General features: G+C 64.3%; 1 protein-coding gene (running past one end of the window). It reads right to left on the bottom strand.

The window, feature by feature from the left end; translation table 11 throughout:
- A protein-coding gene (locus AMM33_RS08365; RefSeq protein ID WP_194945334.1) for an Ig-like domain-containing protein crosses the window boundary here: on the bottom strand, positions 1-26,359 show its 5' portion. 1,973 nt of this gene lie to the left of the window's left edge; only the first 26,359 of its 28,332 coding nucleotides appear in the window; it begins with the start codon at positions 26,357-26,359; the stop codon falls past the left edge of the window.

Raw genomic sequence — 26,359 nt, 5'->3', positions numbered from 1 at the left:
CGGTGCCCAGGCCCGCGTACACCGTGTCGTTGCCAAGACCTGCAAAAAGCCTGTCATTGCCCGCTTCTGCGCCCGAGTCGATCCAGTTGTTGCCGTTGCCTGCATAGACAAAGTCGGCACCAGCGCCCGTCATGAAGCGTTCATCGGCCAGCGTCCCCCAGATGGTGTCAGCGCCCGAACCGGTGAGGATGTTTTCAAAGCCTCGGATGAAATCGGTGTTGAAGCTGGATTGAGCCGCCACCGTGACCGCCTGGAAGGTGGTCGATGCTGCATTGAGACTGACGGCCACCGCCTCTGTCGCGCCAAAATAAGAGATCCAGTCGTTGCCCTCGCCACCATCGACGGTGTCGCGGTCCTGGTTGTTGCTGTTGTTGCCCAGGCCCCCCGGGTTCACGGTGTCGTTGCCAGCGCCCGCAAACACCGAGTCCGAGCCCAAGCCTGTCCAGATGCTGTCATTGCCGTTGCCGGTGATCACGGTTTCGGCCCAGTTCAGGTTGTTGCCGACGCTGGTAGTCGGGTAGTTGGAGTAGGGGTTGTAGACCACGTTGCCATTGCCAAACCTGAGCACATCCATTTGGGTGACAAAGTCGGTGCCGTTGAAGGCATCGGTGATCAGGGAAAAGTCCACCGAAGTGGTGCCCGAGCGGCCAATCGCACTGACTGGACCGTTGTAGGCGCTCATGTCCAGCGTGTCGTTGACGCCTGCGACCACATCACCGCCGTTGTAGGTGTCGTTACCGCTTTCCAGCAAGAACAGCACCGCGCCTGCACCGCCGTTCATGGAGTCGTTGCCCGAACCCCCGATCAAGGTGTCGTTGCCGTTGACCGCGCTCAACACATCGTTGCCCGCATTGCCTATTAAAAAGTTGGTGGCCGTGTCACCAAAAATCGTGTCTGAGCCCGAGCCGCCTGCGATGTTTTCAATGCCGTTGAGCGTGTCAGGGCCATCTGTGCCTGCGCTGACTGTTGCATTGGCACCCACCGTGGTGCTGAGCGTGACGTTGATGGCGCCTGAACTGCTGCTGTAGTCTGCCCAATCGTTGCCTGTGCCACCCGAGATCGAATCGGCTCCACTTCCCCCTGTCAGGGTGTCATCGCCTGCATCGCCAAACAAGGTGTCGTTGCCCGCAGCGCCCATGAGCCAGTTGGCAGTGGTGTTGCCCACCAGACTGTCGGCGCCCGCACTGCCCACCACGTTTTCAATGTTCAAGAGTGTGTCAGTGCCCGCTGCACCGCTGGTGGTGCCCACCAGCAGGTTCACCGTGACACCCGTGACGGGGTCGCCCGCATTGGCGGTGTAATCCGCCCAGTCGATGCCGGTTCCACCATTCATGGAGTCGTTGCCCGAGCCACCGATCAAGGTGTCATCGCCTTTTCCGCTGTCCAGCGAGTCATTGCCCGCTCTGGCGTTGACGCGGTCAGCCTCATCGGTGCCGATCCACAGGGGGTCGGTCGCGTCGGTGAGTACCGTGGTGTAGATGACGCTGATGCCTTGCTGCATGGCAATGGTGTCGTTGCCCCCTGCCACGCTGTTGCTGTACAGGCGATACGTATTGCCGCCAATCACGGTGGTGTCGGCCAGGCCGTCATTGTTCACGTCAATGCCACCAAAGCCATCAGGCAAATAGGCTTTGCCGTTGGTGCCATCCACGCGCAGCAATGACGCCTGCCCGACCAGCCCAGTGATGCGGTCAATGTTCAGTGAGTCCGAGCCCATGACCAACTGGTTCAGGCCGCTGCCCATGTCAATGACTTCTATGCCACTGATGGCGCCCAACTCGCGCGCAGCCCCGGCCACGGTGCTGGCTTGCGACAGGTCAAACAGCGTGCCATAGGCCGACGACAGGCTCAGGGTGTCTGTGCCATTGCCGCCCTGAATCGTGGTGCCTGAAAAATCGCTGCCGATATCGAGCAAGGTGATCAGGTCGTTGCCATCGCCTGCGAGCACAACGCCCCGTCCGCTGACCGTGAGCACGTCGTCTCCGGTGCCTGCATCCACAAGGGCCGTGCTGTCCTGGCCGATCATGAAAATCGTGTCATTGCCGCCACCGGCGAGCAAGGTGTCGTTGCCGCCACCGCCAATGATGCTGTTGGCATTGGCGTCGCCGCCCAGGCGGTCATTGAAGGTGGTGCCCACGATGTTCTCGATGGCTGTCAGCGTGTCGATACCGCTGGCCAACGTGGCCCGTCCCAAGCTCAGGTCCACCTGCACGCCGCTGGAGACCGTGATGTGACCATAACTGGCCCAGTCAGAGCCGTCACCGCCTTGCATGTTGACGCCACCAAAACCCAGCAAGGTGTCATCGCCCAGCCCGGCGATCAAGGTGTCGTTGCCGCCAAAGCCATACAAGGAGTCAGCGCCATCGCCGCCAGACAACATGTTGGCGCCCGCATCGCCTTGCATCATGTCGTTGAAGCTGGTGCCCAGCACATTCGGGATGTTGGTGATCGTGTCTGTGCCGCCGCTGAAATCGGTCGCTACCGTAGCCGACAGGTTGATCTGCACCGCACCCCCATCGCGGCTGAAATCGGCCCAGTCCAGGCCGCCTGCTGTGCCGTCCAGCCGGTCATTGCCTGCGCCGCCATACAGGGTGTCGTCTCCCAGACCGCCGGTCAGGGTGTCGTCGCCATCGTCACCTTGCAAGCTGTCGTTGCCTGCTGCGCCATTGAAGTTGTCGTTGCCATTGCCGCCGATCACAATGTTGGCGTTCAAGTCCCCTGTCAAAGTGTCAGCAAACGATGTGCCGATCACGTTTTCCAGGTTGCTGATCACATCGGTGGCACCTGTGCCATCGGTGATGTTGGCGCCAGTCGCACCATTGAGGGTGCCCGACACACCCACCGTGGTGTTGCCTTGGCTGTAGTCGATCCAGTCGATGCCATCACCGGCGTCGATGGTGTCGGCCCCCGCGCCGTTGATGACCGTGTCACTGCCGTCCGCCAGAGCCATCGAGTCGGCGCCTGCGCCCGCGTCGAACACGTTGGCGCCGTCCGTGCCCACCAGCGTGTCAGCACCCGTGCCGCCAATGATGTTTTCAAAGCCATCGACTTTGTCGCTGATGACGGCTGCATCGGTGCCTGTGGCCAGCCCGGACGTCAAGTTCACGTTGACAGGATTGGTCACGCCTTCATAACTGATGGTGTCGCTGCCCAATTTCCCGAAAATATCGTCGTCAATGGCTAGCCCGCGGCTGATGCCGCTGATCAGGTCGTCGCCATCCGTGCCGTTCAGGGCCCAGCGAACGGTGATGGCGTTGTTGTCACCCAGGTTGGTGCCGACGGGTATCTGTGCGTCGGTGGTCGTGTTGCCTGCCAAATCGGTCAGGCGCACGTTCTGGAAGCTGTCCACCGTCAAATCAGTGGTCGATTCACCGGCGCCCACCACATAGGTGCCGCTCAGTTGCGTGCCATTGGCCTGGGCCGTCAGGGTGACCTGTGCGCCGGTGTTGAGGTTGACCACCACAAAGGAGCCCGCTTGCACGGGCTCACTCACATCCATCAGGATGTCGATGGTGTTGCCCAGGGTGGCGCCCGAGGTGTACTGGATGGACGTGCTGTAAATGTTGGACACCGTCGCTGGCGTCGTGTCCAGCGTGAAGGTGCGTGAGACCACCGGACTGACGTTGCCAAAGCTGTCGCGTGCTCTGATTTTGAGGTTGTACACCCCATCCACGGTCGGTGCGGTGTAGCTGCTGACCCATCCGGCGTTGTCCAGGTTGTATTCAACAGTGCCGCCAGCTTCCAGGTCATCGACGAATATGCGCACATCGTTGCTGAGGCTGTCGCTGGTGCTGCTGCCGGAGTCACAAAACAGGTTCAGTGTGGGGGGAACACCCGAGGTGTCGAGCGTGAAGTTGAGCACACTGACAGCGCTGGTGTTGCCGGTGAAGTCCATCTGGCGCACCCACACATCGTTGGTGCCATCGCGGGCCGCAAAAGTGTTGGTCCAGGTGTTGCCCGAGTCGGTGCTGTACTGCACCAGGGCCAGGTTTTCTGTGCCAGATACGGCAATGCGGCCATCGTTGGTCAGCAAGTCTGCGGGCGTGCCTGCATCGCACACCAGCGTCACATTGGGGGCTGCAGGGGCCGTGGTGTCCAGGGTGAACACCAGTGGGGTCGTGGTGGCCGTGTTACCTACGGCATCCGAGACGATCTGGCGCACCTGGTAGCTGCCGTCCGCCACGGGCGAGAAGGTGGGCTTGAGCACGCTCCAGCTGTTGCCTGCATCGGTGCTGTATTGGTAGAGCACGGTGTATCCCACACCGTAAGTGACGCTGGAGCGCACCTGGCCCACATTGGTGATGCGGTCGGCGGTGTAGCTGGCGCTGCGCCCGCTGTCGGTGACCAGGCTCAGTGTGCCCACGGCAGGCGGCGTGTTGATGAGGGTGAAGTCCAGCTCGCTCACGCTGGTGTTGCCCGCTTTGTCGGTGGTGCGTACTTCCACCACATAGTCGCCATTGGAGCTGGGGGGCAGGTAAGAGCTGGCCCAGTCGCGCACCAAGGTCTGGTCGGCCAGACTCACGCGGTAGCTGAGCGTGGCGCCACTTTCTGCGCTGCCCACGGTGATGTCGGAAAGACTGCTGATGCGGTCCGTGCCAGAGATGCCGCTGTCGCAGGTCAGGCTGACGGGCGTTTCCAGCAGCTGCGTGTCCAGCGTGAACTGCAAGGTGTTGCTGGTGCCCACATTGCCGGCACCGTCGAGCACGCGGATGGTGACTTTGTTCAGGCCATCGACCGCAAAGAAAGTGTTGCTCCAGGTCAGGCCTGCATCACTGGAGTAGCTCACCATGTCGGTGGGCAAAACGCCAGTGGTCGTGATGCTCTTGTCGCGGGTGTAGAAGTCGCTGGCGCTGGTGCCCGAGTCACAACTCAAGGCGATGCTGGGTGAGGGCGCCACGGTGTCGAAGGTGAAGACCAGAGGTTCGGACACATTGACATTGCCTGCCGTGTCCGTGACGCGTGCCATCACCGTGTTGGCGCCCTGCACGGGTGCAAATGTGGCGTTCCACAGCGTGCCATTGGTGCTGTATTCGATGCGCGCATCGGCATCGAGGTTGAAGGTCTGAATGGTCGCCTGCGAGCTGATGTTGTCGCCCTGGCTGCCGCTGTCGCACACCAAGGCCAGGCTGGGTTTGCTCAGCTGCGTGTCCAGCGTGAAGCTCAGGCTGCTGGGTGTGCCCGCGTTGCCTGCTGCATCCACAGCCCGCGTGTAGACGGTGTTGCTGCCTTCACCGGCGGCAAAGGTGGTGCCCCACTGCACGCCGTTGGTGCTGTACTGCAAGACCAGGCCGCTTTCAATGGTGCTGATGCTCAAAGCGGCACTGCTGGTGATCTTGTCTGTGCCACTGCTGCCGGTGTCGCACACCAGGGCCAGCGCCGAGGTGTCGGGGCCGGTGCTGTCGAGGGTGAAGCTGAAATCGGTCGCCGCGCCAATATTGCCCGCCGTGTCTGTGACCCGCACCTTGATGCTGTTGCTGCCTTCGACCGCTGTGAAGGTGGTGCTCCAGCTGCTGCCGTTGGTGCTGTACTCGACCACGCCGCTGATTTCGGCGCTGCTGACCATGAAGCCCGGGTTGGCGGTCAGGCGGTCGCTGCCGCTGACGCCGGTGTCACACACCAGGCTCACGGTGGGGGCCACAGGGGCAATGGTGTCGAGGGTGAAAGTCAGGCTGCCGGCCGGGCTGACGTTGCCCGCTTTGTCGGTGATGCGCGCAAACACACTGTTGACGCCTTCAGTGGCCGCAAAAGTGGGGCCCCAGACGATGCCGTTGCTGCTGTATTCCAGCAAGCCACCGGCCTCGGCGCTGACGTTGATCAGGCTTTCGTGCGTGGTCCGGTCGTTGCTGCTGGCACCTGTGTCATTGGCCAGGGCCAGCACAGGTGCGGTCGCTGACGTGCTGTCAAAGGTGAAGCCGTAATCTTGCAGGCGCTGGTTGCCTGCGGCGTCGGTCACGCGAATCTTGATGCTGTTGTTGCCCTCGCTGGCGCTGAAGGTGTTGCTCCAGGTGGTGCCAGACGTGCCAAAGTTGGTGCTGAACTCGACGGTGGCACCGGCCTCAATGCCACTGAGGCTCAGGCGCCCAACCTGGCTGATTTTGTCGGCGCTGCTGGCGCCGCTGTCACAAATCAGGGCCACACTGAACGATGCCATCTGGCTGTCGAGCGTGAAATTCAAGGTGTTCGATGTCGCCACATTGCCAGCGCCATCGGTGGCCCGCACGGTGACCGTGTTGGCGCCTTCCCCGGCGGTGAAGGTGGTGAACCAGGTCTGCCCGCTGTCGGTGCTGTATTCCAGCAAGGTGCCGCTTTCGGCACTGACGCTGAGTGTGCCGACGCTGCTGACTTTGTCGCTGCCGCTGCTGCCGGTGTCGCAGGCCAGGGCCACGGTGGGTGCTGTGATGTTCTTGTCGATGACCAGAGCCAGCGTTTGCGCGGGGCTGGTGTTGCCCGCGCTGTCGATGGCCTGCACGGTGACGTTTCCGCTGGCAATGCTTTGCGTGGGCGTGACCGACCAGGTGCCATTGGCGGCCACGGTGGTGGACATGAACTCACCCGTGCCGGGGAAGCTGACCTGGATGATGTCGCCCGCTGTGCCGTTTCCGCTCACGGTGGGCGTGTCGTCGTTGCTCAGGTTGTCGCTCAGATTGCCGGTGTTGCTGCTGTCATCCAGCCGCACGGTGAACACGGGGGCCTGGGTGTCGATGGCATAGCTGGCCGAAGCGCCCGCGCCGCTGTTGCCCGACTCGTCGGTGTAGCTGCCCGCCAGGCTGATCAGGTTGCTGGCAGCCGTGGTGTTGGCCTGCGGGGTGAAGGTGGCGGTCCAGGTCAGGCCGTCGGCGCTGGCCACGAACTCGCTCAGGCTGCCATGGGGCGCACTCACATCGGTTTTGCTGAAGTCCAGCACTTTTTCACTGAAGGTGATGCTGACTGTGGCCGTTTCACCAGCTTTCAAGGCGCTGTCGCTCAGGGCAATGGTGGCCGTGGGCGCCTTCAGGTCGATGGCGTAGTTGCCGCTTTGTGTGCCTGCGCCTTGGTTGCCTGCCAGGTCGGCATAGCTGTTGGCCAGGCTGATCACATTGCTTGCATCGGCGGTGCCGGGCGTTGGCGTGAACGTGGCCACCCAGGTCCTGCCGCCGTCGGTGCTGGACAGTGTGCCCAGAGTGCCGTTTTCAACCGTGACATCGCTGTTGTCAAAGCCCGAGACCTTTTCACTGAAGCTGATGGTCACTTGCGCCGTGTCCCCCGCCAGCAAGCGGGTTTTATTGAGCACGATGGTGGCGCTAGGGCCTTGTGTGTCCACCGCGTAATGGGCACTGGCGGCCACGCCACCCAGATTACCGGCCAAGTCGGTGTAGGCGCCGCCATTGACGCTCAGGGTGTTGGTGGCGCGTTCAATGCCGCTGGTGGCTGTGAACACGCCCACCCAGGTTTTGCCGCCATCGTTGCTGGACAAGGGGCTCAAGTCACCGCCTGGAGCCGTGACATCGGCGTTGCTGAAATCCTTGACGGCCTCGCTGAACGTGATGGTCACTGTGGCACTTTGGCCCGCAGTGAAACTGTTGACTGCAGCGCCCGTGCTGTCCTTGAGGGTGATGACCGCGCTGGCCGCCTGCGTGTCGATCTGGTAGTTGCCACTGGCCCCGGCGCTGCCCATGTTGCCCATGGCGTCGGTGTAGGTGTTGGCAAGCGTGACCACGTTGGTGGTCGATTCGACGTTGATGTTGGGCGTGTAGGTGGCCGTCCAGGTCTTGCCGCCATCGGCGCTGGTCAGGGTGCCCAGACTGCCGTTGACGACCTGTACATCGGCGTTTCCAAAGCCTTGGACCACTTCATTGAAGGTGATGGTCACGATCGTGCTGTCACCGGCCTTGAGGCTTTCGTTAGCCAGTTTAATGGTCGCTGTCGGGGTCAGTGTGTCAAGCTGGTAGTTGCCGGTTTGCGCTGCGGTGCCGGTGTTGCCTGCCACATCGGTGTAGGTGGCCAACAGGCGCACCACGTTGCTGGTGTCTTCAATGCCTGCGGTCGAGGTGAGGGTGGCGGTCCAGGTTTTCCCGCCATCGCTGCTGCTCAGGCCGCTGAGCACGGCGTTCTCGGCGCTCAGGTCGCTCAGGTCAAAGCTCGTGACCTTTTCGCTGAAGCTGATGGACAAGGTGGCCGTCTCGCCCACCTTGAGGCTGCTCTTGTCCAGCACGATGCTTTGCACCGTGGGCACCGACGTATCCACGCTGTAGCTGCGGCTGGCCTGCACGGTGGCGGTGTTGCCCGCCAGGTCAGAGGCCACCAGCTTCAAGGCCACAGTGGCGTCCGGGTCTGCCGTGAGATCGGTGGTGGCCACATCCAGGCTGTACTGGCCCACGGTGTCCACCGTGGTGCTGTAGTTCACACCATTGAGCACCACCTCGATCAGGTCACCCTGGCGGGCATTGGTGGTCGTGCCGCTGATCTTGCTTGTGGCCTGGGCTGCGTCGCCCGGTCCCACCGCATCGTCGCCGGTGATGGCGTTGACGCTCAGCGTGGGCGCTGGCGCCGTGGTGTCCAGTGTGAAGTTGAGCGTGCTGATGGCACTCACATTGCCTGCGCCATCGGTCTGGCGCACACGCACACTGTTGAGACCCTCGGTGGCCACAAAGGTGCTGCTCCAGGTGCTGCCGTCGGTGCTGTAGTGCACGCTGGCGTCGGTGTCCACACCGCTGACCACCAGGGTGCCCTGGCTGGAGATCTTGTCGCTGGCGCTGGCGCCGCTGTCGCACATCAGGCTGGGGCTGAGGGTGCTGATGGTCTTGTCAATGAACAGGTTGAAGGTGGCCGTGCTGCTGGCGCCGCTGTTGGGGCGGGTGTAGAGCACGCTGACTTCGCCCGAAGGCACGGCCTTGCCTGCGGTCACGGACCACATGCCGTTGATGTCCACCGTGGCTTGCAGCACTTCGGCAGCGCTGCCATCCACCGGCGCGGGCAGGGTCACCTGCACGGTGGCGCCTATTTCGCCCGATCCGCTGATGGTGGGCGTGTCGTCGTTGGTGAGGTTGTCTTTCAAACTGCCGCTGTTGCTGGCGTTGTCCAGCCGCGCGGTGAAGGTGCCCGCCTGGGTGTTGAGCGTGAAGACCAGTTCGTCGGATGTGGCCCGGTTGCCTGCGGCATCGCTGACCTGCGCATACACGCTGTTGCTGCCTTCCACGGCCACAAACGTGGTGCCCCAGCTGATGCCGTCGCGGCTGTAGAGCACGGTGGCGTCAGGGTCGATTTGCGTCATGGTGATGGCGCCGTTGGTGGTGACCAGGTCAACGGGGGTGCCGGTGTCACACACCAGGGTCAGCACAGGTTGGCTCAGGGTCTTGTCCAGGGTGAAGCTCAGCGTGCTGGCCGCGCTGACGTTGCCCGCTGCATCCACCACGCGGGTTTGAACGGTGTTGGCGCCCTCGCTGGGGCCCCAGGTGTTGGCCCACACCTGGCCATCGGTGCTGTACTGGAAGACCGCCCCTTGCTCCAGCGTGGACAAACTCAGGCTGCCATCACGGGTGATTTTGTCAGTGGAGCTGATGCCACTGTCGCAGACCAGGCTCATGCCTGGTGCAGAGGGCACGGTGGTGTCGAGGATGAAGCTGAAATCAGTGGCTGCGCTCACATGGCCAGCGGCATCGCTCACGCGCACCTTGAGCGTGTTCAGGCCCTCGCTGGCGCTGAAGGTGCCCGACCAGGTGCTGCCGTTGGTGCTGTATTCGATCAGCCCGCCCGCTTCGCTGGTGGTGACGTTCAGGGTGCTGGTGTTGCTGAGCTTGTCGGTGGCGCTGCTGCCGCTGTCGCACAACAAGGCCACAGTGGGCGCTGTGGGCGCGGTGGTGTCCAGGGTGAAGCTGAGGTTGCCGATGGGGCTGACATGGCCCGCTTTGTCGGTGGCGCGGGCAAAGACGTTGTTGATGCCCTCGACCGCTGCAAAGGTGGTGCCCCAGACGCTGCCGTTGGTGCTGTACTGCAAGGTTGCGCCCGCTTCTGCGCTGACGTTGACCACGCCGACCTGGGTCTTGCCGTCGCTGCTGCTGGGGCCGCTGTCATTGGCCAGGCTGATGACGGGGGTGGTGGGGGCGGTGCTGTCGAGCGTGAAGCTGAAACTTTGCGCACGCTGGTTGCCTGCGGCGTCGGTCACCCGCACTTGCACGCTGTTGGCGCCTTCGGTGGCGGCATAGGTGTTTTTCCAGACGCTGCCATCGGTGCTGTACTCCACCACGGCGCCGGCTTCGGCACCCGAGACCTGCAAGCTGGCATCCAGGCTGATCTTGTCGGCGCTGCTGGTGCCGCTGTCACACAGCAGGGCCACGCTGAAGGCGGGCGTCTGGGTGTCCAAGGTGAAGCTCATCGCGCTGGAGGTGGCGATGTTGCCTGCCGCGTCGGTGGCGCGCACTTGCACGGTGTTGGCGCCTTCGGCGGCGGCAAACGTGGTGGCCCACGTTGTGCCGTTGCTGCTGTATTCGAGCGTGCTGCCACTGTCGGCGCTCACGCTGAGCGTGCCGTCGCGGCTGATCTTGTCGGTGGCGCTCAGGCCGCTGTCGCACAGCAAGGCCACACTGGCGGCGCCCATGGTTTTGTCGATCACCAAGCCCAGGGTTTTGGCGGTGCTGCTGTTGCCAAAGGCATCGGTGGCCAGGGCGCTGACCGTGCCGCTGACGATGGCCAAGGTGGGCGTGATGCTCCAGCTGCCATTGGCGGCCACGGTCGTGCTGAGCACTTCGCCAGTGCCCGGCATCGTCACCTGGATGGTGTCCCCCGGCGTGCCGGTGCCACTGATCGTGGGCGTGTCATCATTGGTGATCAGGTCGGCGCTGCTGCCACTGTTGCTGCTGGCGTCCAGGGTGAGCGTAAAACTCGGCCCCTTGGTGCTGACGCCATAAGTGGCGGTGGCCGCTTGGCCCGCATTGCCCGCTTCGTCGCTGTAGGTGTTGGCCAGCGTCAGGGTGTTGCTGGGCGCATCGGTGTCGCTGGCGGGGGTGAAGGTGGCGGTCCAGCTCAGGCCGTCGGCACTGGCGGTGAAGGCGCTCAGGCTGCCGTTGGGCGCGGTGACGTCGGCCAGGCTGAAGCCGATGACTTTTTCGCTGAAGGTGATGGTCACCGTGGCGCTCTCGCCTGCCTTGAGGGCGTTGTCACTCAAGGCAATGGTGGCTGTGGGGGCCTTTTGGTCGATGACGTAATTGGCACTCTGGGCACTGGCGCCCTGGTTGCCCGCCACATCGGTGTAGCTGTTGAGCAGGCTCACGGTGTTGGTGGCATCGGCCACGCCGGGGGTGGGCGTGAAGGTGCCCACCCAGGTCTTGCCGCCGTCGGTGCTGCTCAGGGCGCTGAGCGTGCCGTTGTCCACCGTCACATCGCTGTTGTCAAAGCCGGTGACTTTTTCGCTGAAGGTGATCGTGACTTGCGCCGTGTCGGCGGCCAGGAAGTTGCTCTTGCTCAGGGCAACGGTGGCTGTTGGGCCTTGCGTGTCTACCGCGTAGTTGCTGCTGGCCACCACGCCCCCGGCGTTGCCTGCCAGGTCGCTGTAGCCTGCGGCGTTGACGCTCAGGGTGTTGGTGGCGTCTTCCACGTTGGCGGCGGCGGTGAAGGTGCCCACCCAGGTCTTGCCCCCATCGCTGCTGGACAAGGGGCTGAGGCTGCCGCTTTCCACGGTGACATCGGCGTTGCTGAAGTCCTTGACGGCCTCGCTGAAGCTGATGGTGACGGTGGCGCTTTGGCCTGCGGTGAAGCTGCTGACGGCGGCGCCGTTGCTGCCTGTGAGGGTCAGCGTGGCGCTGGGCAGCTGGGTGTCGATTTGGTAATTGCCGCTGGTGCCTGCCTCGCCGGGGTTGCCCAGGGCGTCGGTGTAAGCGGCGGCCAGCGTGATGAGGTTGGCGGCCGAGGTGATGTTGGCCGTGGGGGTGTACGTGGCCGTCCAGGTCTTGCCACCGTCGGCACTCGTCAAGGTGCCCAGGCTGCCGTTGGCCACAGTGACATCGCTGTTGCCAAAGCCTTGCACCGGCTCGTTGAAGCTGATGGTGAGCGTGGTGCTGTCGCCAGCTTTGAGGTTTTCATGGGCCAGCTTGATGATGGCCGCAGGCGCCAGGGTGTCCAGTGCGTAGTTGTTGCTTTGCGCAGCAGCGCCGGTGTTGCCAGCCAGGTCGGTGTAGGTGGCCAGTACCTTGACCACGTTGGTGGCGTCTTCGATGGAGGCCGTGGGCGTGAGCTTGGCGCTCCAGGTGAGGCCGCCGTCGGTGGTGGCCAGATTGCTCAGCACACCGTTGTCGGCGCTCAGATCGCTCAAGTCAAAGGCGTTGACTTTTTCCGAGAAGGTGAGGGTCACACTGGCGGTTTCACCGAGCTTGAGGCTGCTCTTGTCCAGCACGATGCTTTGCACCGTGGGGGCGGTGGCGTCCACGCTGTAGCTGCGTGCGGCGGAGGCCGTGGCGCTGTTGCCAGCGGCATCGGTGGCCAGCAGCTGGGCGCTGAGCTTGAAGTCCGAGTCGGCACTCAGATCGGCGGTGGCCACATCGATGCTGTATTCACCCACCACGTCCACGGTGCCGCTGTACGTGGTGCCATTGAGCACCAGGGTGATGACATCGCCCGGGCGTGCGCCCGATGTGCTGCCGCTGATTTTGGTGGTGGTGCTGGCGGCATCCACGGGGCCTACTGCATCGTCACCGGTGATCGGGTTGATGCTCAGCGTGGGCACAGGTGCCGTGGTGTCCAGGGTCAAGCCCAGGGTGCTGGTGGCGCTGACGTTGCCTGCGGCGTCCATCTGGCGCACGCGCAAGGTGTTGAGGCCTTCAGAGGCAGCAAAGGTGGTGGCCCAGGTGCTGCCATCGGTGCTGTAGTGCACGGTGGTGTCGGCGTCCTGGCCGGTGACGGTGACATCGCCTGTGCGGGTGATCTTGTCGCTGCTGCTGGTGCCGCTGTCGCAGACCAGGGCCAGGCTGAGGTTGCCGGGCAAGCTGGTGTCAATTTGCAGGCTCAGGGTTTGGGCGGCGCTGGTGTTGCCCACGGCGTCGGTGGAGACCACGCTGACGGTGCCTGAGGTGATGGCCTGGGTGGGTGTGGCGCGCCAGGTGCCGTCGGCGGCGACGGTGGCGGTGAGCACTTCGCCGGTGACGGGCGGGGTGGCTGAAGGGGCACCAGGCATCGTGATGCGCAGGGTATCGCCGGGGTTGCCGGTGCCACTCAAGGTGGGTGTGCTGTCGTTGGTGAGGGTGTCGCCCAGACTGCCGCTGTTGCTGGCGTCATCGAGTTGCAGGGTGAAGCTGGGGGCGAGGGTGTCCAGGCTGTAGTTGCTGCTTTGGGCCGTCAGGCCGGTGTTGCCTGCCAGGTCGGTGTAGGTGGCCAGGACTTTGACCACGTTGGTGGTGTCTTCGATGGCGGCAGTCGGGGTGAGGGTGGCGGTCCAGGTCAGGCCCCCGTCGGTGCTGGCCAATTGGCTGAGCACGGCGTTGTCGGCGCTCAGGTCGGCCAGGTCAAAGGCGGTGACTTTTTCTGAGAAGGTCAGGGTGACTTGGGCGGTCTCACCGGCTTTGAGGCTGGGTTTGTCCAGGACCAGGCTTTGCACCGAGGGGGCCACAGCGTCCACGCTGTAGAGGTGCCCCACGGTGACCGTGCCGGTGTTGCCTGCCAGGTCCACGCCGGTCACGCGGGCGTCGATCTTGTGGTCTGCGTCGTCCACCAGGTCCTGGGTGTCCACGGCGATGCTGTAGTTGCCAAAGGCGTCGACGGTGCCGCTGTAAGTCTGGCCGTTCAGCCCCAGCGTGACCATGTCGCCCGCCTGGGTGAGGGTCGAGGTGCCCGACAAGATAGTGCTTGCCTGGCTGGCGTCGAGCGGGCCGATGGCGTCATCGCCCGTGACCGCGTTCACATTCAGGGTCGGCGTGGCGGCGGTGGTGTCCAGGGTGAAATTCAGCACGTTGGAGGTGGCCACATTGCCTGCCCCATCCACGACGCGGGCGCGCACGCTGTTGGCGCCTTCGGCGGCGCTGTAGGTGCTGGTCCAGACGGTGCCATCGGTGCTGAACTCGATGGTGACGCCCGCATCGACGCTGGCCAGGCCCAGGCTGCCGATTTGCGAAATTTTGTCGCTTGCGCTGCTGCCGGTGTCACACACCAGAGACAGCACGGGCGTGCTGATGTCCTTGTCGATCAGGATGCTGATGGACGCGCTGCTGCTGACGGCGCTGTTGGGTTCGGTGTAGACCACGCTCACCGTGCCCGAGGCAATGGGTTTTCCTGCCGTCACACTCCACAGGCCGTTGACGTCCACGGTGGTCGAAAAGACTTCGGTGGCCGAGCCGTCCAAGGGGGTGGGCATGGTGACCTGCACAGTGGCGCCTTCCTTGCCGGAGCCACTGATGCTGGGCGTGTCGTCGTGTGTCAGGTTGTCGTTCAAGCTGCCGCTGTTGCTGGCGTTGTCCAGACGGGCGGTGAAGGTGCCTGCGCGGGTGTTGAGGTAGAAGTTCAAGGCATCCGACGTGGCCACATTGCCCGCGGCATCGTTGACGCGCACATAGACCGTGTTGCTGCCTTCAGCGGCGGCAAAGGTGGTGCTCCAGCTGACGTTGTCGCGGCTGTAGCGCACTTGGGCGTCGCTGTCGGCATTCGAGACGCTGATCTCGCCCAGCGAGGTGATGGTGTCACCCACGATGCCGGTGTCGCACGCCAGTGTCACGACGGGCTTGTGAATGGTTTTGTCGACCGTGAAATTCAAGGTGCTGACGGCGCTCAGGTTGCCTGCAGCATCGACCGCACGCACTTTGACCGTGTTGTTGCCCTCGCCTGCGGCAAAGGTGCTGGTCCAGCTGCTGCCATCGGTGCTGTATTCCAAGGCCAGCGCGGTGTCGGGCAGGCTGACCGTGAGCGTGCCGTTCTGACTGATCTGGTCGGTGCCCAAAGCCCCGCTGTCGCAGGCCAGGGTCACGACCGGTGCGCCGGGGGCGGTGGTGTCCAGGGTGAAGTTGAAGTCGGTGATGGTGCCCACATTGCCAGCGGCATCGGTCACGCGGACCTTGACCGCGTTGTTGCCTTCAGCGGCCACAAAGGTGCTGGCCCAGACGACGCCGTTGGTGCTGTATTCGATCAGACCTCCAGCTTCGGGACTGGACAGGCTCAGGGTGCCGTTGTTGCTGACTTTGTCGGTGGCTGCGCCTGTGGCTGTGCCGCTGTCGCAGAACAGGCCCACGGTGGGGGCCACGGGTGCCGTGCTGTCGAGGGTGAAGCTCAGGCTGCTGCTGGTGCTGACGTTGCCTGCCGCGTCGGTGACGCGGGCCATGACGGTGTTGGCGCCTTCAGCCGCGGCAAAGGTGCTGGCCCAGGTGCTGCCGTTGGTGCTGAATTCGAGCGTGGCACCGGCTTCGGCGGTCACGCTGATGGCGCCGTTGCCGCTGAGTTTGTCGGTGGCGTTGCTGCCGCTGTCGCAGACCAGGGTGATGACGGGCGCGGTGGGCGCTGTGCTGTCGAGCGTGAAGCTGAAGTCTTGCGTGCGCTGGCTTCCCGCGGCATCGCTCACGCGGACCTTGACGTTGTTGAGGCCTTCGGTGGCGGCGTAGGTGCTGGCCCAGACGGTACCGTTGCTGCTGTATTCCACTGTGGCGCCAGCTTCGGCGCCAGTGACGACCAAAGCCGGGGCTTTGCTGATGCTGTCGGTGGCCAAAGCGCCGCTGTCAGACACCAGGGCTACGCTGAAGGCGGGCGTTTGGGTGTCGAGGGTGAAATTCATCGCGCTGGACGTGGCCACATTGCCTGCCGCTTCGGTGGCCCGCACGCTGACCGTGTTGGCGCCTTCGACTGCTGCAAAAGTGGTCGCCCAGGTCGTGCCGTTGGTGCTGTATTCGAGGGTGGCACCCGTTTCGGCATTCACGCTGATGGCGCCGTTGCGAGTGATGGCGTCCGAGGCGCTGGCCCCGCTGTCGCAGACCAAACTGAGCGTGGGCGTGGCGGTGGTTTTGTCCAGCGTGAAGCCCAGGGTGCTGGCAGCGCCTGCGTTGCCTGCGGAATCGACGGCGCGCACTTTGACGGTGTGGTTGCCTTCAGCCGCTGCAAAGGTGCTGGCCCAAGATGTGCCGTCGGTGCTGTATTGCAGCGTAGCGCCAGCCTCGGCGTTGACGCTGAGCGCGCCATTGCTGCTGATGAGGTCGGTGGCGCTGGCACCGCTGTCGCACGTCAGGCCAATGACCGGTGCGCCGGGGGCGGTGGTGTCCAGGGTGAAGTTGAAGTCGGTGATGGTGCCCACATTGCCAGCGGCATCGGTCACGCGGACCTTGACCGCGTTGTTGCCTTCAGCGGCCACAAAGGTGCTGGCCCAGACGACGCCGTTGGTGCTGTATTCGATGAGTCCACCGGCTTCGGGGCTGGACAGGCTCAAGGTGGCGTTGTTGCTGACTTTGTCGGTGGCTGTGCCGCTGTCGCAAAACAGACCGACCGTGGGTGCAACTGGAGCGCTGCTGTCGAGCGTGAAGCTCAGGCTGCTGCTGGTGCTGACATTGCCTGCCGCGTCGGTGACGCGGGCCATGACGGTGTTGGCGCCTTCGGTGGCGGCAAAGGTGCTGGCCCAGGTGCTGCCGTTGGTGCTGAATTCGAGCGTGGCACCGGCTTCAGCGGTCACGCTGATGGCGCCGTTGCCGCTGAGTTTGTCCGTGGCACTGCTGCCGCTGTCGCAGACGAGGGTGAGCACAGGCGCTGTGGGGGCCGTGCTGTCGAGGGTGAAGCTGAAGTCTTGCGTGCGCTGGTTGCCAGCGGCATCGCTCACGCGAACCTTGACGCTGTTGAGGCCTTCGGTTGAGGCGTAGGTGCTGGCCCAGACGGTACCGTTGCTGCTGTATTCCACTGTGGCGCCAGCTTCGGCGCCAGTGACGACCAAAGCCGGGGCTTGGCTGATGCTGTCGGTGGCAGAAGCACCGCTGTCGCAGACCAAGGCCAAGCTGAAGGCGGGCGTCTGGGTGTCGAGGGTGAAGCTCAAAGGCGCAGAGGTGGCCACATTGCCTGCCGCGTCAGTAGCCCGCACGGTGACCGTGTTGACGCCTTCGACGGCTGCAAACGTGCTCGTCCAAGCTGTGCCGTTGGTGCTGTATTCGAGCGTGCTGCCACTGTCGGCGCTCACGCTGAGCGTGCCGTCGCGGCTGATCTTGTCGGTGGTGTTGGCGCCGCTGTCGCACACCAGGCTGAGCGTGGGCGTGGCAATGGTGCTGTCCACCACCATCGCCAGGGTCTGGGCGCTGCTGACATTGCCTGCGGCGTCGCTGGCGGTGATGCTCACGTTGCCGCTGACGATGGTCAGCGTGGGCGTCACGCTCCAGCTGCCGTTGGCGGCCACGGTGGCGCTCAGCACTTCGCCAGTGCCGGGCATGGTGACCTGGATGGTGTTGCCCGCCGTGCCGGTGCCGCTGATGGTGGGCGTGTTGTCGCTGGTGAGCAAGTCGGCGGTGCTGCCGCTGTTGCTGGCGTCGTCGAGCTTGGCCGTGAAAGCCGCCACTTGTGTGTTCAGGCTGAAGCTCAAAGGCGCAGAGGTGGCCACATTGCCCGCCGCGTCGGTGGCGCGCACGGTGACCGTGTTGGCGCCTTCGACTGCTGCAAAAGTGGTCGCCCAGGTCGTGCCATCGGTGCTGTATTCGAGGGTGGCACCCGTTTCGGCATTCGCGCTGATGGCGCCGTTGCGGGTGATGGCATCCACAGCGCGGGTGCCGCTGTCGCAGACCAAGGTCAGCGTGGGCGTGGCGATGGTTTTGTCCAGCGTAAAGCCCAGGCTGCTGGCCGGGCCTGCATTGCCTGCGGCGTCCAGTGCACGCACTTTGACGGTGTTGTTGCCCTCGGCTGCTGCAAAGGTGCTGGCCCAGCTGCTGCCGTCCGTGCTGTATTGCAGCGTAGCGCCAGCTTCGGCAGTGACGCTGAGTGCGCCGTTGCTGCTGATGAGGTCGGTGGCGCTGGTGCCGCTGTCGCAGCTCAGGGTGACGACCGGTGCGCCAGGCGCGGTGGTGTCGAGCGTGAAGCTGTAGTCGGCTGTGGCGCCCACGTTGCCTGCGGCGTCGGTGATGCGGACCTTGACCGCGTTGTTGCCTTCGGCGGCCACAAAGGTGCTGGCCCAGACGACGCCGTTGGTGCTGTATTCGATGAGTCCACCGGCTTCGGGGCTGGACAGGCTCAGGGTGCCGTTGTTGCTGACTTTGTCGGTGGCTGCGCCTGTGGCTGTGCCGCTGTCGCAGAACAGGCCCACGGTGGGGGCCACGGGTGCCGTGCTGTCGAGGGTGAAGCTCAGGCTGCTGCTGGTGCTGACATTGCCTGCCGCGTCGGTGACGCGGGCCATGACGGTGTTGGCGCCTTCAGCCGCTGCAAAGGTGCTGGCCCAGGTGGTTCCGTTGGTGCTGAATTCGAGCGTGGCACCGGCTTCGGTGGTCACGCTGATGGCGCCGTTGTTGCTGAGTTTGTCCGTGGCACTGCTGCCGCTGTCGCAGACGAGGGTGAGCACAGGCGCTGTGGGGGCCGTGCTGTCCAGGGTGAAGCTGAAGTCTTGCGTGCGCTGGTTGCCCGCGGCATCGCTCACGCGGACCTTGACGTTGTTGAGGCCTTCGGTGGCGGCGTAGGTGCTGGCCCAGACGGTGCCCGTCGTGCTGTTGTTATTGCTGTACTCGATGACTGCGCCAGCTTCGGCGCCAGTGACCACCAGCGCCGGGGCTTGGCTGATGCTGTCAGTGCCAGAAGCGCCGCTGTCCGACACCAAGGCCACAGTGAAAGCGGGTGTTTGGTTGTCGAGGGTGAAGCTCAAAGGCGCAGAGATGGCCACATTGCCCGCCGCGTCAGTAGCCCGCACGGTGACCGTGTTGACGCCTTCGGTGGCTGCAAAGGTGGTCTTCCAAGCAGTGCCGTCGGTGCTGTATTCGAGCGTGCTGCCACTGTCGGCGCTCACGCTGAGCGTGCCGTCGCGGCTGATCTTGTCGGTGGTGTTGGCGCCGCTGTCGCACACCAGGCTGAGCGTGGGCGTGGCAATGGTGCTGTCCACCACCATCGCCAGGGTCTGGGCACTGCTGACATTGCCTGCGGCGTCGCTGGCGGTGATGCTCACATTGCCGCTGACGATGGCCAGGGTGGGCGTGACGCTCCAGCTGCCGTTGGCGGCCACGGTGGCGCTCATCACTTCGCCGGTGCCGGGCATGGTGACTGCAACCGTGTCACCGGCCGTGCCGGTGCCGCTGATGGTGGGCGTGTTGTCGCTGGTGAGCAAGTCGGCGGTGCTGCCGCTGTTGCTGGCGTCGTCGAGCTTGGCCGTGAAAGCGGCCACTTGCGTGTTCAGGCTGAAGCTCAAAGGCGCAGAGGTGGCCACATTGCCCGCCGCGTCGGTGGCGCGCACGGTGACCGTGTTGGCGCCTTCGACTGCTGCAAAAGTGGTCGCCCAGGTCGTGCCGTTGGTGCTGTATTCGAGGGTGGTACCCGTTTCGGCGTTCACGCTGATGGCGCCGTTGCGGGTGATGGCATCAACAGCGCTGGCACCGCTGTCGCAGACCAAAGTCAGCGTGGGCGTGGCGGTGGTTTTGTCGAGTGTGAAGCCCAGGGTGCTGGCAGCGCCTGCGTTGCCTGCGGCATCGACGGCCCGCACTTTGACGGTGTGGTTGCCTTCAGCCGCTGCAAAGGTGCTGGCCCAAGACGTGCCGTCGGTGCTGTATTGCAGCGTAGCGCCTGCCTCGGCGTTGACGCTGAGCGCGCCATTGCTGCTGATGAGGTCGGTGGCGCTGGCGCCGCTGTCGCAGGCCAGGGTCACGACCGGTGCGCCGGGGGCGGTGGTGTCAAGGGTGAAGTTGAAGTCGGTGATGGCGCCCACATTGCCAGCGGCATCGGTCACGCGGACCTTGACCGCGTTGTTGCCTTCGGCGGCCACAAAGGTGCTGGCCCAGACGACGCCGTTGGTGCTGTATTCGATGAGTCCACCGGCTTCGGGGCTGGACAGGCTCAAGGTGGCGTTGTTGCTGACTTTGTCGGTGGCTGTGCTGCTGTCGCAAAACAGACCGACTGTGGGGGCTGTCGGAGCGGTGTTGTCGAGCGTGAAGCTCAGGCTGCTGCTGGTGCTGACATTGCCTGCCGCGTCGGTGACGCGGGCCATGACGGTGTTGGCGCCTTCGGCCGCTGCAAAGGTGCTGGCCCAGGTGCTGCCGTTGGTGCTGAATTCGAGGGTGGCGCCGGCTTCGGCGGTCACGCTGATGGCGCCGTTGCCACTGAGTTTGTCGGTGGCGTTGCTGCCGCTGTCGCAGACCAGGGTGATGACGGGCGCGGTGGGCGCTGTGCTGTCGAGCGTGAAGCTGAAGTCTTGCGTGCGCTGGTTGCCAGCGGCATCGCTCACGCGGACCTTGACGCTGTTGAGGCCTTCGGTGGCGGCGTAGGTGCTGGCCCAGACGGTGCCGTTGCTGCTGTACTCAACCGCAGCGCCAGCTTCGGCGCCAGTGACGACCAAAGCCGGGGCTTTGCTGATGCCGTCGGTGGCCAAGGCGCCGCTGTCAGACACCAGGGCTACGCTGAAGGCGGGCGTTTGGGTGTCGAGGGTGAAATTCATCGCGCTGGACGTGGCCACATTGCCCGCCGCGTCGGTGGCCCGCACTTGCACAGTGTTGGCGCCTTCAACGGCCGCGAATGTGGTGGCCCAGCTGCTGCCATTGGTGCTGTATTCGAGGGTGGCACCCGTTTCGGCATTCGCGCTGATGGCGCCGTTGCGGGTGATGGCATCAACAGCGCTGGCACCGCTGTCGCAGACCAAACTGAGCGTGGGCGTGGCGGTGGTTTTGTCCAGCGTGAAGCCCAGGGTGCTGGCAGCGCCTGCGTTGCCTGCGGAATCGACGGCGCGCACTTTGACGGTGTGGTTGCCTTCAGCCGCTGCAAAGGTGCTGGCCCAAGACGTGCCGTCGGTGCTGTATTGCAGCGTAGCGCCTGCCTCGGCGTTGACGCTGAGCGCGCCGTTGCTGCTGATGAGATCGGTGGCGCTGGCACCGCTGTCGCACGTCAGGCCAATGACCGGTGCGCCAGGCGCGGTGGTGTCCAGGGTGAAGTTGAAGTCGGTGATGGCGCCCACATTGCCTGCGGCATCGGTCACGCGGACTTTGACCGCGTTGTTGCCTTCAGCGGCCACAAAGGTGGTCGCCCAGATGACGCCGTTGGTGCTGTATTCGATGAGGCCCCCAGCTTCGGGGCTGGACAGGCTCAGGGTGCCGTTGTTGCTGACTTTGTCGGTGGCTGCGCCAGTGGCTGCGCCAGTGGCTGTGCCGCTGTCGCAAAACAGACCGACCGTGGGTGCAACTGGAGCGCTGCTGTCGAGCGTGAAGCTCAGGCTGCTGCTGGTGCTGACATTGCCTGCCGCGTCGGTGACGCGGGCCATGACGGTGTTGGCGCCTTCGGCCGCTGCAAAGGTGCTGGCCCAGGTGCTGCCGTTGGTGCTGAATTCGAGCGTGGCACCGGCTTCAGCGGTCACGCTGATGGCGCCGTTGTTGCTGAGTTTGTCGGTGGCGCTTGTGCCGCTGTCACAGACCAGGGTGAGCACAGGCGCTGTGGGGGCCGTGCTGTCGAGGGTGAAGCTGAAGTCTTGCGTGCGCTGGTTGCCAGCGGCATCGCTCACGCGAACCTTGACGCTGTTGAGGCCTTCGGTTGAGGCGTAGGTGCTGGCCCAGACGGTACCGTTGCTGCTGTATTCCACTGTGGCGCCAGCTTCGGCGCCAGTGACGACCAAAGCCGGGGCTTTGCTGATGCTGTCGGTGGCAGAAGCACCGCTGTCGCAGACCAAGGCCAAGCTGAAGGCGGGCGTCTGGGTGTCGAGGGTGAAGCTCAAAGGCGCAGAGGTGGCCACATTGCCTGCCGCGTCAGTAGCCCGCACGGTGACCGTGTTGACGCCTTCGGTGGCTGCAAAGGTGGTCGTCCAAGACGTGCCGTTGGTGCTGTATTCAAGGGTGGCGCCTGCTTCGGCGCTCACGCTGAGCGTGCCGTCTCGGCTGATCTTGTCGGTGCTGCTGGCGCCGCTGTCGCACACCAGGCTGAGCGTGGGCGTGGCGATGCTGCTGTCCACCACCAGCGCCAGGGTCTGGGCGCTGCTGACATTGCCTGCGGCGTCGCTGGCGGTGATGCTCACGTTGCCGCTGACGATGGCCAGCGTGGGCGTGACGCTCCAGCTGCCATTGGCGGCCACGGTGGCGCTCAGCACTTCGCCGGTGCCGGGCATGGTGACCTGGATGGTGTTTCCTGCCGTGCCGGTGCCGCTGATGGTGGGCGTGTTGTCGCTGGTGAGCAAGTCGGCGGTGCTGCCGCTGTTGCTGGCGTCGTCGAGCTTGGCCGTGAAAGCCGCCACTTGTGTGTTCAGGCTGAAGCTCAAAGGCGCGGAGCTGGCCACATTGCCCGCCGCGTCGGTAGCGCGCACGGTGACGGTGTTGGCACCTTCAACGGCTGCAAAAGTGGTCGCCCAGGTCGTGCCGTTGGTGCTGTATTCGAGGGTGGCACCCGTTTCGGCGTTCACGCTGATGGCGCCGTTGCGGGTGATGGCGTCCGAGGCGCTGGCCCCGCTGTCGCAGATCAAACTGAGCGTGGGCGTGGCGGTGGTTTTGTCGAGTGTGAAGCCCAGGGTGCTGGCAGCGCCTGCGTTGCCTGCGGCATCGACGGCGCGCACTTTGACGGTGTGGTTGCCTTCAGCCGCTGCAAAGGTGCTGGCCCAAGACGTGCCGTTGGTGCTGTATTGCAGCGTAGCGCCTGCCTCGGCGTTGACGCTGAGCGCGCCATTGCTGCTGATGAGGTCGGTGGCGCTGGCACCGCTGTCGCAGGTCAGCGTGAGCACAGGTGCACCGGGGGCGGTGCTGTCGAGCGTGAAGCTGAAATTTTGTGTGCCTGGGTTGCCTGCGGTATCCGTCATCCGCACTTGCACGCTGTTCAGGCCTTCCACCGCACTGTAGGTGCTGGCCCAGACTGCACCGTTGCTGCTGTATTCCACAGTGGTCCCAGCTTCGGTGCCGGTGACGACCAAAGCCGGCGCTTTGCTGATGCCGTCGTTGGCCAAAGCGCCGCTGTCACACACCAAAGCCACGCTGAAGGCGGCCGTTTGGGTGTCGAGCGTGAAGCTCAGGGGGGCGGAGGTGGCGACATTGCCTGCTGCGTCGGTGGCGCGCACTTGCACGGTGTTCGTGCGTTCGACCGCTGCAAAGGTCGTCGCCCAGCTGCTGCCGTTGGTGCTGTATTGGAGCGAGGCACCCGTTTCGGCGTTCACGCTGATGGCCCCATTGCGGGTGATGGCGTCCGAGGCGCTGGTGCCGCTGTCGCAGACCAGGCTAAGGGTGGGTGTGGCGATGGTTTTGTCGAGGGTGAAGCCCAGGCTGCTGGCAGGGCCTGTATTGCCTGCGGCATCCACGGCCCGCACTTGCACGGTGTTGGCGCCTTCAAGCGCAGTGAAGGTGCTGCCCCAAGTGCTGCCGTTTGTGCTGTATTGCAAGGTGGCACCAGCTTCGGCAATGACGCTGAGCGCGCCATTGCTGCTGATGAGGTCGGTGGCGCTGGCGCCGCTGTCGCAGGCCAAAGCCAGCGTGGGTGCCACAGGCGGTGTGGTGTCCAGGGTGAAGCGCAAAGCGCTGGCGGTGGCCACGTTGCCCGCAGCGTCGGTGGCGCGAACGCTCACCAGATTGCTGCCTTCCACCGGCACAAAGGTGCTGCTCCAGACCAGGCCATTGGTGCTGTATTCCAGCCGACTGCCTGCATCAGCGATCACCTGGAGGGCGCCCGATTGGCTGATGGCATCGGCCGAGTTGCTGCCGCTGTCACACACCAGGCTGAGCACGGGGGTGTTGATGCTTTTGTCGATGACCAGCGCCAGTGTTTGCTCGGCGCTGACCAGTCCGGCGGCATTGGTGGCGGTGACGCTCACGGTGCCACTGCCGATGGCCTGGATGGGTGTGGCGCTCCAAGTGCCATTGCTGGCCACGGTGGTCACCAGGACTTCGCCGGTGCTGGTCAGGCTCAGCCGGATGGTGTCACCCGGTGTGCCTGTGCCGCTGAAGCTGGGTTTGTCGTTGTTCGTGATGCCGTCGCCCACCAGCCCGCTGTCGCTGGCGGTGCTCAGGGTGAGGGTCGGACGCACGGGGGGCAAGGCCGGGGGGGCCTGGCTCACGCTCAAGGACAAGAGGTTTTTCAGATCGCCTTTGTCCTGGTTGAAATTGCCCGCCGCATCCTTGAAGCGTTCGCTGGCCACATACAGCAGTGCACTGCTGCTGGCGGCCGCCGGGGTGAATGTGGCGCTGTAATTTTGGCCACTGCCTTGAAGCTGGCTCAGGCTGCCGCCAATGACGGTGACATCGGCCAGGCTGAAATCCTGGCTGCTTTCGCTCAGGGTGAAGGTCACCGTGGTCGACTCGCCCGCTTTGAGCGTGGTTTGCAGCGCACCGATGGTGACAGTGGGCGCCAACGTGTCCACTGTGACCGACAAAGGGGTGGCTGGGCTGCTCAGGCCCATTGGGCTGGTGGCCACAACTTGCAAGGCGTTGAGGCCTTGAGGCAAAGCTTGCACAGGCGTGGCTTGCCAACTGCCATTGGCTTGCACGGTGGCACTGGCCAGCACTTGACCTGTGGCGTCCCGGACAGTGATGGTGTGTCCGGGTGTGCCCGTACCGCTCAGTGTGGGCGTGCTGTTTTGGGTGATCCGGTCCCCTTGAAGGCCGCTGTCGCTCAGGCTGCTCAGTTGGGCCGTGGGGGGCTGTGGTGCCACGGGGGGCGGGGTGACCACCGCGTTGTTCACGCTGAAAGGCAGCGCGTTGTCCACGTCGGCGCCGTCCTGGTTGAAGTTGCCGCTGGCATCGCTGAAGCGTTCGCTGGAGATAAACACCAAGGCGCTGGTGTTGGCGGTGCCGGGTGTCAGGGTGGCGGAGTAGTTTTTGCCGCTGCCCTGAAACTGGCTCAGCGTGCCACCGAGCACGGTGATGTCGTCCAGGCTGAAATCTGCGCTGGCTTCACTGAGCGTGAACAGCACCGTCGTTGTTTCTTGCTGCGCCAGCACGGTTTTGTTGGCCGTGATGGTGATGCTGGGTGGGGTGCTGTCTGTAGGTGCCGGGCTGGTGGATGTGAAGCCCGAGGATCCTGTGGGCGTTGGCGTGCCTGTTGACGCGTTTGCGCTGCTGGTGTTGCCGGTTGGGGTGCTCGTGGTGTTGGTTGTGGTGCCTGTGCCTGTACCTGTGCCGTTAGCCGTTGATCCGCTGCCGGTGGATGCGCTTGTGCCACTGGTGGGCGTATTGCCCGTGGCCGTGCTGCCAATGCTGGTGCTACCCGTGCTGGTGGCGGGCGGCGGGGGTGGTGTGACTGGGGTGATCGGGGTGCTGAGATTGATGCCCATGGACAGCAGGTTGTCGATTTCGCCGCCGTCCTGGTTCAAATGGCCCGCCGCATCGCCAAAGCGTTCACTGGCCACAAACACCAGCGCACTGGTGCTGTGGGCATCGGGGGTGAACAAGGCGGTGTAATTTTTGCCACTGCCCTGGAATTGGCTGAGCGTGCCGCCCATGACCGTGATGTCGTCCAGACCAAAGTCCAGGCTGTCTTCTGACAGGGTGAAACTCAGCTGGGCCGTTTGTCCTTTGAGCAAGCTTTGCTTGTCGCTGCCCAGCACGATGCTGGGGGGACCATTGTCCGGGGAGGAGAGCGCAGCGGCGTTGACGATGGGGCTAGCGGTGGGGCTAGCGGTGGGGCTAGCGGTGGGGCTAGCGGTGGGGCTAGCGGTGGGGCTAGCGGTGGGGCTAGCGGTGGGGCTAGCGGTGGGCGTGATGGCTGCAGTGCCGGTGATCGAACGGGTGTCAGCATTGGCGCGGGTGTCCAAAATGTCCAGACCCATGTCGAGTGCCAAGGGCTGCGAGACGCCATTTGGACTTGCCGGGCTGGAGCTTGCCGTGCTGCCAGGCGATGGCCATGCCCCCTGCGTGGTCACACGGTCCATCAAGGCCACGTTGGGCTGAGCCGCCTGAAGAGCGTTCACCAGCGCGGCATCGGCGCGCAAAGCGCTCATGACTTCGGCGCTGTGCTGCCCCACATCCAGCCACTGCACCATCAGTGCCTGCGTTTTGCTGGGGCCCAATTGCTGCCAAGCCCCGCCAAGGCTCGCGTCGGACAACAACAAGTCGCCCAGCTGGGCTGTCAGTGCATGGGCCGCACCGGTCCACAAGTCCTGCAGGGCTTGCTGGCGGTTGACGGGCGGCTGGACGATGAGCTGAAACAGCTGAACGCTCAGGGCTTGCTTGATGGCTTCGTCAATGCCCCTGGCCTGTGCCGTTTCCAGCAAGGTTTTGGCAGCCACCCAGTCATTGCCCTGCAAGGCCAGGGTTTGGGCTGCAAAGGCCCCTGTCTTCAACAAGAAGTTGCTGCTGCTGATGGTCAT

Source organism: Limnohabitans sp. DM1, assembly GCF_001269385.1.
Classification (GTDB): domain Bacteria; phylum Pseudomonadota; class Gammaproteobacteria; order Burkholderiales; family Burkholderiaceae_C; genus Limnohabitans_A.
The sequence above is the reverse complement of the archived record's forward strand: the minus strand, read 5'-3'. Positions and strand labels throughout refer to the sequence as shown.